Raw genomic sequence first — 11,509 nt, forward strand, 5'->3', positions numbered from 1 at the left:
TCGGAGTGCTCGGGACGTTGAAAGCAGGCGGGGCCTATGTGCCGCTCGATCCGAACTATCCAGCCGAACGCCTGCGGTACATGATCGAGGACGCCGCGCCAACAGTGATATTGACGCAGGCAGAGCTGCGATCGCGCTTGCCTGTGACATCGGCCGAAGTGATTGCGATGAACGCTCACTGCGATCGGATCGAACAGCAAAGTCAGGGCAATCTGTCGCCCGCCGACCTACAGCTGACGGCCGAGTGCCCTGTGTATGTCATCTACACCTCGGGATCGACAGGCAAGCCCAAGGGCACGGCGATGGCGCATCGCTCGATGGTCAACCTGATTGAATGGCATCGGCTGAGTTTTCCTGAAGGCGAAGGCGCGCGGGTATTGCAGTTCGCGGCGCTGAGCTTCGATGTGGCATTCCAGGACACGTTCTCGACCTTGTGCACCGGGGGCATGCTCGTGCTGCTGGATGAATGGGTTCGTAGAGATGCCAGCGCGCTCTGGGATTTTTTGGGCGAGCAGCATATCGAAAGACTCTTCGTACCGCCGCTGATGTTGCAAAGCCTGGCCGAGCACGGCACCGAATCGAACCGACAGCTGCGACTGCGTGATGTCATAACTGCGGGAGAGCAGCTGCGCATCAGTCCGGAAATCTCGCGGATGTTCGAGCGGCTGCCTGAGTGCCGTCTGCACAACCACTACGGCCCGACAGAAACGCACGTGGTGACTGCACTTACGCTTCCGCAATCTTCTGCAGAATGGCCCACGTTGCCGCCCATAGGCCGGCCGATCGCGAATACACGCATCTACATTCTGGATTCGCGCCGGCAGCCAACGCCAATAGGCGTGACTGGTGAGATCTATATCGGTGGCGCGGGTGTCGCCACCGGGTATCTGAATCGTCCCGAGCTGGTGGCCGAACGATTCGTCGAAGATCCATTCAGCGATGCGCCTCAGGCACGCATGTATAAAACGGGAGACCTCGGTCGCTGGCGCCTGGATGGCACCATCGACTATCTCGGGCGCAACGACGATCAGGTGAAGATCCGCGGTTATCGAATCGAGCTCGGCGAAATCGAGGCTCGGCTCGCGCTTCATGAACGAGTGCGGGAAGCCGCAGTCATTGCCCGCGAAGACGATCCGGGCGAGAAGCGTCTGGTTGCATATATCACTTGTGCCGGCACGGTTCGCCCGAGCCCCGATGAGCTGCGTGCTCATCTGAAAGCGACGTTGCCTGAGCACATGATGCCGGCGGCGTTCGTGATACTGGACAACTTGCCGCTGACGCCTAGCGGCAAGTTGCATCGTCGAGGGCTGCCCACGCCCGACGTGGACGATCAAGTGACTCGTACCTATGAGCCTCCTCAGGGAGAGGTGGAGGAGGCCGTGGCGCAGATATGGCGCGAGCTGCTGCGTCTGGAGCGCATCGGACGGCAGGAAAACTTCTTCGACCTTGGCGGTCACTCGTTACTCGCCACACGCGTCGTGGCGCACATCAACCATGCACTCGATATCGGTCTGTCGGTACGCGTCTTGTTCGAGCGACCTACCATCGAGGCGCTGGCCAATTTCATCTTGCAGGAAATCGCTGCGGAAGTATCCATGGAGGCACTATGACCAAACAACAGGGGGACCGTCAGTCGCACGAGGGGTTGCGAAGCCTGAGTCTCGCGCAGCTCAAGGAGCTGCGTTCGCGCTCTTCGGCGCGAGCGAAGCCCGCGCGTATTCCTCCGCTGGTGGCGCAGCAGCGAGGCAGCACGGTGCCGCCGTCCTATGCGCAGGAGCGCTTGTGGTTTCTCGACCAGGTCGGTCTGGTCAAGGCGGCTTACAACATGCCGATGGCACTGGAACTGCAGGGGCAGCTCGATCTTCCGGCGCTCGAGCGCAGTGTCGCGGAGTTGATTCGCCGGCATGAGTCGCTGCGTACGAGTTTCCGAACGGTCCACGGCAGCCCGGTCGCCGTGATTGCCCCGCCGGAATCGTTTGCTCTGACAGTGATCGACCTGTCGGCAATGCAAGCAGAGCCGAGAGAGAGTCGTGCGCGGCAACTGATCGAGGCGGAGGCGCAGTTTGTATTCGATCTGACCGTCGGCCCATTGCTTCGTGTCTCGTTGATGAAGCTGACCGAGCTACGGCACGTGCTGCTGCTGACTGTGCATCACGTCATTTCGGATGGCTGGTCGCTTGGCATTCTGAATCGGGAGCTCAGCGAGCTCTATGCCGCTTTCTCTAACAAACAACCGTCTCCTCTGCCAGAGCTGCCCGTGCAGTACGCAGACTACGCGATCTGGCAGCGGCAATGGTTGCAGGGTGAGGTCTTGCAGGAACATTTGCAGTACTGGCGAGAACAGCTGCGCGGCGCGCCGCCGCACCTGCAGCTGCCGACCGACCGGCCGAGACCGGCCATCGAAAGCTTCCGGGGCGCGGTACTGAACTTTTCGGTGGACACTGGAACGCACAGCGCGTTGAAAGAGCTCGCTCGAGGCGAGGATGCCACGCTGTTCATGGTGTGTCTCGCGGCGTATCAGATCTTATTGTCCCGCTGGAGCGGCCAGAAGGACGTGGTCGTGGGTTCGCCGGTCGCCGGCCGCACCCAGGCGCAGACGGAAGATTTAATCGGCTTGTTCGTCAACCTGCTGGCATTGCGCACCGAGCTGTCCGGTAACCCGACCTTCCGCGAGCTGCTGGGTCGAGTGCGCGAAGCGACGCTCGGTGCCTATGCGCATCAGGAGCTGCCGTTCGAAAAGCTGGTGGAGGAGTTGCGTCCCGAGCGCAACCTGGCGCAACAGTCCATCATTCAGGTGATGTTGGCGCTGAATAACTTTCCGAAGGAAGCATTGAATCTGTCCGGTCTGAAGTGGACGCGGACCGCCGCGCAATGGACCACGACTCACTTCGAGCTGACGCTATTCTTATCCGAATCCGCGGACGGGCTTGCTGGCACCTTCGAGTATGCGACCGATCTGTTCGATGCCGGAACGATCGAGCGCATGGCGCTGCATTTTCGCACCTTGCTCGGGGCCATCGTGGCGAATCCAGACTGTCGGATCGGGCAACTGGAATTGCTGGGGCAGGCCGAACGCCGTCAGGTGCTGGAGCGGTTCAACGACACGTTGCAGCCATTCCCCCGAGGTCGCCTGTTGCATCAGCTGGTCGAGGCTCAGGCCGAGCGAGCGCCCGAGGCGCTTGCGATCGTGTGTGGGGAGGAGCAGCTGACGTACTCGCAACTGCATCAGCGTGCCAATCAGCTCGCGCGCCTGCTTGCACCCTGCGTAAAGCCGGACGACCGAGTTGGCTTGTATGTGGAACGCGGCGCCGAGATGATCATCGGCATGCTCGGAATATTGAAGGCGGGTGCGGCGTATGTCCCGCTCGATCCGAGCTATCCTGCGGCGCGCCTCGCCTACTTAGTTCGAGACAGTGAGCCTGTCGTGCTGCTCACCCAATCGCGCTTACAGAAGACTTTGCCTGAGAGCACCGCGCGGGTGGTGTTGCTCGATGCGATGGACGGGCCGATTCAATCGGCCTCCGATACGAATGTCGATCCCGCAAGTCCGCAGCTTCGCGAGCATCATCTTGCTTACGTTGTGTACACCTCCGGCTCCACCGGTGCCCCGAAGGGTGTCATGGTCGAGCACCGGAACGTCGTGAATCTGGTGCATTGGCACTGCCAGGTGTTCGAGCTTCGCGCCGGAGAGCGAAGCTCCTGTGTGGCCACGGTGGGATTCGATGCGGCGGTCTGGGAGATCTGGTCGCCGCTGAGCGTGGGCGCGACGCTCGTGATAGCGCCGCCCGAAGTGAGCCGGGCGCCTGAAACATTGTTACCGTGGTGGGAGGCACAACGCCTGGATGTGAGTTTCCTGCCGACTCCGATGGCGGAGTTCGTGCTTAGCCGGAACAGTGCGAACCCGCGGTTGCGGACCTTGCTGGTGGGGGGCGACCGGCTGCGCCATCGACCGGCGTCGGCGACGTTCGCTCTGGTGAATAATTATGGGCCGACTGAATCGACGGTCGTGGCGACATCGGGCCGCATTCGCGACGACGACGCCGTGCTACACATCGGTCGGCCGATCGCCAACACGCAGATCTACATCCTCGATGAGTATCTGCAGCCAGTGCCGATCGGCGTCAGCGGCGAGATTTATATCGGCGGTGCAGGCGTGGCACGTGGCTACCTGAATCGACCCGAGCTGACCCACCGGCAATTCATCGACAATCCCTTCGGCGCAACCGGCACGAGCCGCTTGTATCGAAGTGGCGACCTGGCGCGCTGGCTGCCGGACGGGTCGATCGAGTTCCAAGGTCGCAACGATCGTCAGGTAAAAGTGCGCGGCTTTCGAATCGAGCTCGCGGAGATCGAAGCACAGCTGCTCGAGCACGCTCAGGTCGACCACGCCGTCGTGCTTGCGCGCGAGGATGCGCCGGGAGAGAAGCGCCTCGTGGCCTACATCGTGGGCAACCGCAAGGTTGAAGCCTTGCAATCTTCGGATGAGGCCGACACTACGCCTCGAACGGCGGCGGTCGGTGAGATCGTCGGCGAATGGCAGACTATTTACGAAGAGACCTACGGCACTCAGCTACAAACGGCGCCAAGCTTTGTCGGCTGGAACAGCAGTTACACGGATTTGCCGATTCCCGAAGCGCAGATGCAGGAATGGCTCGACTGCACCGTCGAGAGAATTCGGGCCTTGAAACCGCGGCGGCTGCTGGAGATCGGCTGTGGCGTTGGGCTGCTGGTACAGCAGTTGGCGCCACAGTGCGAGGAGTACATCGGTGCCGACTTCTCGGCTGCGGCGATCGATCGCCTGCAACAGTGGGTCAGCAGTCGCAGCGACTTGCGACACGTTCAGCTGCGCTGTCGTGCGGCGAGTGAGTTGCGCGATTTTCCGTCCGGGCATTTCGATACCGTCGTGTTGAATTCCGTGGTCCAGTACTTCCCCGACATGGAATATCTGGTCAGTGTCCTTCAAGACGCCGTTCGGTTGCTGGCACCGGGAGGCCGGATCTTTGTGGGCGATGTGCGCGATCTGGGTTTGCTTGAAATGTTTCATAGTGCCGTGCAACTGAGCAAGGCCGCCGCGACGATCAGTGCCGGGCAGCTCAAGCGGCGCATTCCCAGGGCGATCGCGCAGGACAAGGAGCTGGTGATCGATGCGCAGTTCTTCCGCGCGCTGCCAGGCCGCTTGCCTGGGATCGCCGGCGCCGAAGTGCAGCTGAAGCGAGGTCGGGCGCTCAATGAGCTGACGCGCTATCGCTACGATGCGATCTTGCGCAAGGGTGAAGAGGCCGATTCCGTCGCGCTCGTGGAGACGCAGCCGTGGCAAGCAGGGCCGGATTTTCTAACCAGCTTCATGGATGGACTGGTCGATCGACACTGGCCGGCGGTGCGTCTCACGTCAGTTCCCAATGCTCGCTTGTCGCGGGACGCAGCGGTGCAAACGCTGCTTGCAACTGGCGAAGATCGGCTCGAGGCAAGCACCTTGCGGCGGCAACTCAACGATACCGAGCCGCACGGGGTCGATCCGGAGCTCTTCTGGAGTTGGGGCGAAACTTACGGGTATGACGTGACAGTCAGTCCGGCCGCGCAAGGCTGCTTTGACGTGCAGTTCGTCGATCGCGGTCGAGTCGAGAGTTCGCGACCGCCGGCAGCGTTGCGTCTGGACTCCGCCACCAATTGGAACGCCTACAGCAACGATCCATTGGCAAGCGGCTTCAGACAACAGCTCATTCCAAAGTTGCGCGAGCATCTGCATGGCCGGCTGCCGGAGCACATGATCCCGACGGCCTGGATGGTGCTGAAACAATTGCCGCTGACCCCCAATGGCAAGGTAGATCACGACGCCTTGCCCAATCCTCAGGGACGGCCGGAAGAGGTGGGCGAATACATCGCGCCTGCAACGCAGGTGGAACGGATCCTCTGCGGTATCTGGGAGCAATTGTTACAGGTCGATCAGGTTGGCGTTCAGGACAATTTCTTCGAGCTCGGCGGCCATTCGCTGCACGGAATGAAATTGATTGCCAAGGTCTCCGAGCAACTGGACGTGCGCCTGTCCGCCATCGCCTTGTTCCAATATCCAACGGTGCGCCTGATGGCCGAAACCATCGAGTCGCACCGAGCGGCAGGCGGGCAGGCCGATCTGGAGTTCGAGGACGGCGTCATTCCCTGCGAGCCTGTCGACATGGAGAGTTAAGTGAAAGCGGCAACCCGACGATCGATTCCGGCCGAGGTCAGCGAAGTGCTGGGCATGGCTCATGGCAAGGGAGTGAGGCTCTGGTCCGACAGTGGCCAGCTGCGTTACCGAGCTCCCAAGGGAGCGCTGAGCCGCGACGACATCATCAAACTCAGCGTGCATAGCAGGGACATCGTCAATCTGCTGGAGGAAAGTGCTGGCGGTGCCGACGTCCTGGAACTGCTTTTGCAGTCCCGGCCCGATGGGGAACGCGCGCCGGTGACCTTGTCGCAACTTGCGCACTGGCGGTTTCATCAGCTTGGCGAGCATCCCTCGATTCGGCAGATCGCCTCCGCGACCCGTCTGCGTGGGTCTCTGTCGCTTGAAGCAATGCAAACGAGCGTGGCCGAGACGATCCGGCGGCACGACGCCCTGCGCACCCGTGTGATGGTCTCGGATGGTGCTCCCGTCCAGGTGATCGAGCGCAACGGCAACTACGATTTGTGCGTGGAAAATATCAGCGGGGTACCGGAGGAATTGCGCGCCAGCGAGATCGGACGGCACATCGAGGAGCTCATTCTCGAGCCGGTGGATGTCGCGAGCGATCCGTTGTTCGGCATCCGCCTGCTTCGTTTGAGCGACGATGAGCACGTGCTGATCACGGTCATGGCGCACATCATCTCGGACGCGTCTTCCGGCGCGATTTTTCTGCGGGATCTATTGATGGGCTACAGACAAGCGGCGAGCGCGCAGTCGTTGCGTTTACCGGTTATAGGAACGCAGTTTTCGCAGTACGCTGCGTGGCAGGCGAAGGCTTATCCATCCTGGCTCGACAAGCAGGGCGCTCAGTGGATTCAGCATGTCAGCAGTGCGATACCGACGCAGTTTCCCGATGACGCGCCGGTTGTGGCGGAAGGCAGGGCCGGCTGGGGGACGGTACCGCTGCGGATCGATGCCGAGCTGAAGCGTGAGCTGCGGGAGTGGTGTCGGCTGCGACGGACCACCGTGCCGATGGCCGTTTTTACGGCTTACGCGATCGTGGTGATGCGATGGTGCAATACCTCGGATTACGTCTTTCCCTATCAATCGGATGGCCGCGTCCGCCCAGAGATCGAGAACACTATTGGCTTGTTCGCGGCGGTCTTGTATCTGCGGATCACCTTGCGGCCCAGCGATCGCCTCATCGAAGTGCTCTCGCAGGTGACGCAGGAGTATTGCCGGGCCTATGAACATTCCGACTTCTCCTACGCGCTGGCGAATCAGGAACCACGACCGAGGTTCACGCTCAACGCAGCCTTCAACTGGGTCCCCGCCAGCGACGCTGGCGACTCGGCGGCGCGTACAGTTCATTCAGGTATCGTGGATTCACCGGTGCCGTTCGTGCATCCCATGTCCAGGAACCGTCATCCCCGGCTCAAAAATCTGCCGGGCAAGCACGATCCGGCCGTGCTGCTGCAGGATTGCGAGGATCGAATCGTCGGCGACATCTATTTTCCATTGAGCCGATTCTCGCTCGATACCATGCGCAGCTTCGGCAGCGACTTCTTAGGGACTCTGCGGGAACTGATCAGCCACCCGGAGGCTCGTGCGAGCGGAATGTCACGGTCGTGAGAGACTTCACCAAGGACTCCATCACGCGGCATCTTCTGGTGACGGCGGCGCCCGTGGCGATCAGCATGCTGGCGCAGATCCTGAATCAGCTCGTCGATTTGTACTTTGTCACCAAGCTAGGCGCTGAGGCTACCGCCGGTGTGAGCGCGGCGGGGAATGTGGTATTCGCTATCGCCGCGCTGACGCAGGTGCTGGCCGCCGGCACGGTGGCTCTCGTGTCGCTAGCTGTCGGTCGACAGGATCGCACCGACGCCAATCAGATTTTCAATCAATCGTTCATGCTGGCCATTGTCTGGAGCGCGATTGCGATCGCGGTTCTATATGCGGTCATGGGCCCATATCTCGGCTCGTTGTCCGCGGACGCCGCAACGTACCAGGCGGGCGTGACTTTCACGAGTTGGGTGCTCCCAGGGTTGGTGCTCTTGATGCCCATGACAGTGCTCAGCTCAGCGCTGCGCGGTACGGGTATCGTGCAGCCAGCCACATTGGTTTACGTGTTGACCGTGGTGGTCAACGCGATACTGGCGCCAGTGCTCATTGCCGGCTGGGGAACAGGGATTGCCTTGGGAGTGCAGGGGGCCGGATTGGCCACGACACTCGCGAGCATCGTCGGCATCGTCGTTCTGATGCTCTGGTTTCCTCGTCTGCAACCGCTGCTGGCGCTCACCCCGAGCTTGATGCGCCCTCGATTCGCGCAATGGCGCCGTCTTCTGGCGATTGGGCTTCCCGCCGGCGGCGAAATGGTACTGATGTTTGTATTCGTGGCAATCATCTACTTCGTGATTCGCGATTTCGGTCCGCAGGCGCAGGCCGGCTTCGGCATCGGCTGGCGAATCATGCATACCATTCTGCTGCCAGGCATCTCGATCGCCTTTGCCGTCGGGCCGATTGCCGGGCAGAACTTCGGCGCCGGCAACAGCGATCGGGTCCGCGAAACATTTCGTAGAGCGAGCGTGCTCGGTACGACGGTGATGATCGTTACGGCCGCGCTCGTGCACGGCTATCCGGATGCGATGCTGCGATTGTTCGCGTCGGATCCGCAGGCAACCGAAGTCGCTGTCGCCTTCCTTCGGTCTATGTCCTGGATGTTCGTGGCCCAGGGACTGGTTTACATCTGCTCCATGATGTTTCAAGGTCTCGGCAATACCAGGCCGTCGCTGCTCAGCTCAGGCATCCGTCTGCTCACATTCGCCGTCCCCGCGATCTGGCTATCTTTCGATCCGCACTTCTATCTCGAACAGGTCTGGTATCTATGCGTCGCCTCGGTCGTGCTGCAAGCCGCGGTCAGTCTGTGGCTGCTCGATAGGCAGCTGAAGCTTCGATTGGTCGTCGCGCCCGAGCCGCTGGCCGCGAGAAACTGCTGATTCAGACCGCGGGCAACTCGACCCGCACCGTCCACCCACCGCTCTCGTTTTGTTTGCTCTCAATTCGCCCCGACATCTCACCCACCAGCCGTTCGAGCGCATCGCTCAGGAATGAAGCAGGGCGAGGCTGAAGGCGATTGTCGATGATCTCCAATTGCACGCGGCCGTCACTGGTCCGTCCGCCGATGCGGATCTCGCCGCCGCCTGAAAGGGCGTCGATGCTGTCGGTCAGCAGGGCGAGGGCGATCAGGCGCAGCCGTGCGACCGTGGTCGTGGTCTTGAGATCGTCGTGGAAGTCCTGGCGGATGCGGACGTTGTTACGGGCCGCGTCGTTGGCGAGGAAGCGTGCGAGTTCGATCAGCAGCTCCCGGCAGGAGACGAGCGCAGGCGCTTGGGGTTCGGGGGCGATGCTGTCCAGAACGCGTTCGAGCCCGCGCTCATGATTGGCGATCGCTTGTTGAACGAAAGTGGTCAGCTGTTCGAGGGGAACATTGAGCGGCTTGCCGCTCAGCGAGGTGCGCGCCGCCCGGGTCAGGGCGTCGACGCCGCCGAACATGCCTTGCAAGCCGTTGCGAAGGTCGTGCGCATAAGCACGACGACAGCGACGGTTGAGGTACGCACGCAGCGCGTCCTCCAGCAAAGAAAGATCGTTCACTGTGTAAGTTCTGTGCCGACAGTAGAAAGGGCGTTAGCTCAGGTGCCGGACTTTACGACGGTTTCGGCGCTCAGTCGCTGCGCTTTTTCCAGAATCCCTTCCAGAATGGGCAGCCCGATGGGCTTTCTGAAGTGCAGGTCGAAGCCGGCGTCCGTGGCGCGCTGGCGATCCTCGCTCTGACCCCAGCCGCTGACCGCCACCAGGAATAGTTGTGCCCCCCACGGTTCGCCGCGGATCCGCCGTGCGACTTCGTAGCCGTCGAGGAGGGGCATGCCGATATCGAGTAGCGCTACGTCCGGACGCCAGGCGGTCACGGCTTGGAGTGTTTCCTGACCGTCGGAGGCTTTGCGCACTTCGTGGCCGCAGACTTCGAGCAGCAGCGCGAGACTTTCCAGCGCATCCGCGTTGTCGTCCGCGACCAGAACGCGCAGTGCCTGGGTTTGAGCCTGAGCAGCCCCGCCATCATCGATGACGGCAACGGGGGCGAGGGTCGCAGACAACGGCAGACGGACCGTGAACTCGCTGCCGCGATTGGGACCGGGGCTCGTGGCGTTGACCGTGCCTCCGTGCAGCTCGACGAGCTGGCGAACGAGCGCAAGGCCGATACCCAAACCGCTGGGCAAGTGACCCTCGTCCTCGTGCACGCGAGAAAACAAATTGAACAATTTCGGCAACGCCTCGGAGGTGAGGCCGATGCCTGAGTCCTTCACCGCGAACACCGCATGCTCGTCATCGACACTGGCTCGAAGCAGGATGGTGCCGCTCGCCTGCATATATTTGGCGGCGTTGTTGAGCAGGTTGCTCAGGATCTGGACCAGACGGGTCGGGTCGCCCTCGACGGTCGCGGTGTCGGCCAGGCATTCGATCTGCAGCTCATGATGATGGGCCGAGATGATGGGCTGCGCCGCTTCGACCGAGCGATCGAGGATGGTGCGTAAGGAGAGCAGCTCCTTGTTGAGTTTGATGGTGCCGCGAGAGATACGCGAGACATCCAACAGATCGTCGACCAGCCGGCTCAAATGGGTCGTTTGCCGATCGATCACTTCGCGCGCCCAGCGCAATTGTGAATGTTCCAACGGCATCAGCGACATCACGTCGACCGCGGCCCGGATCGGGGCGAGGGGATTTCTCAGCTCGTGCGCCAGGATGGCGATGAACTCGTCCTTGTGACGGTCGGCATCGCGCAGGGCGGCGTTGGCTTGTTCCAAGTTCTGATTGGCGCGCTCCAGTTCCCGGGCCTTCTCCGCTTGCAGCGTCGCGTTGGCCTCGGCGAGGCTGAGGTTCAGCCGCTGCAGCTCCCGGCGCTGCATGTACAGCTCGACCAGCACCGAGACCTTACTGCGCAGGATCTCGGGCACGATCGGGATCGACACATAGTCCACCGCGCCGAGCCGATAGCCTTTCAGGGCATCGAACTCGGAGTCGTGAACGCCGGTCACGAAGATGATGGGAATGCTTTCGAAGCGCGGATGATCGTGGATCATGGCCGCGGTCTCGAAGCCGTCCATGCCCGGCATGCTCACGTCCAGCAGGATGACGGCGAAGTCGTCCTCGAGCAGCCGGTGCAGGGCCTCCTCGCCGGAACGGGCGCTGACCAGGTTCTGCCCCAGGTCGGCCAGGACCGACTCGTACGAGAGCAACCGGCTCGGCTGGTCATCGACCAGCAGGATGTTGACTCGCTCGTTGAAGGGCGGGGCGTTCACGGTGCTCAGGGGA

At 61.8% G+C, this 11,509-nt stretch carries 6 protein-coding genes; 4 read left to right on the forward strand and 2 right to left on the reverse strand.

The annotated features are described in order from the left end of the window. The 4 genes from ACFPN2_RS00005 to ACFPN2_RS00020 form a co-directional block, all read left to right on the forward strand. Positions 1-1,610 (forward strand): amino acid adenylation domain-containing protein (locus tag ACFPN2_RS00005; RefSeq protein ID WP_380593724.1); only part of this gene is annotated, 1,610 nt, incomplete at its 5' end. After that, the gene (locus ACFPN2_RS00010; protein ID WP_380593726.1) at positions 1,607-6,184 is read left to right on the forward strand and encodes a non-ribosomal peptide synthetase; all 4,578 of its coding nucleotides are present in this window, start codon (positions 1,607-1,609) and stop codon (positions 6,182-6,184) included. The genes ACFPN2_RS00005 and ACFPN2_RS00010, both read left to right, overlap by 4 nt. After that, positions 6,185-7,774: a condensation domain-containing protein gene (locus tag ACFPN2_RS00015; RefSeq protein ID WP_380593728.1), complete on the forward strand. Its 1,590-nt coding sequence runs from the start codon at positions 6,185-6,187 to the stop codon at positions 7,772-7,774. Next, positions 7,771-9,138, forward strand: a complete 1,368-nt coding sequence (locus ACFPN2_RS00020; protein ID WP_380593730.1) for an MATE family efflux transporter — start codon at positions 7,771-7,773, stop codon at positions 9,136-9,138. The genes ACFPN2_RS00015 and ACFPN2_RS00020 overlap by 4 nt, the downstream gene beginning before the upstream one ends. A 1-nt stretch (position 9,139) precedes the next feature. Here the strand turns inward: ACFPN2_RS00020 and ACFPN2_RS00025 are convergent, their stop codons facing one another. After that, the gene (locus ACFPN2_RS00025; RefSeq protein ID WP_380593732.1) at positions 9,140-9,778 is read right to left on the reverse strand and encodes a hypothetical protein; all 639 of its coding nucleotides are present in this window, start codon (positions 9,776-9,778) and stop codon (positions 9,140-9,142) included. Between the two features lie 53 nt (positions 9,779-9,831). Next, positions 9,832-11,496 (reverse strand): ATP-binding response regulator, encoded by a 1,665-nt coding sequence (locus tag ACFPN2_RS00030; protein WP_380593734.1) that lies wholly within the window; start codon positions 11,494-11,496, stop codon positions 9,832-9,834. Positions 11,497-11,509: the final 13 nt, after the last annotated feature.

It is taken from the genome of Steroidobacter flavus (assembly GCF_042651805.1).
Taxonomy (GTDB): domain Bacteria; phylum Pseudomonadota; class Gammaproteobacteria; order Steroidobacterales; family Steroidobacteraceae; genus Steroidobacter; species Steroidobacter flavus.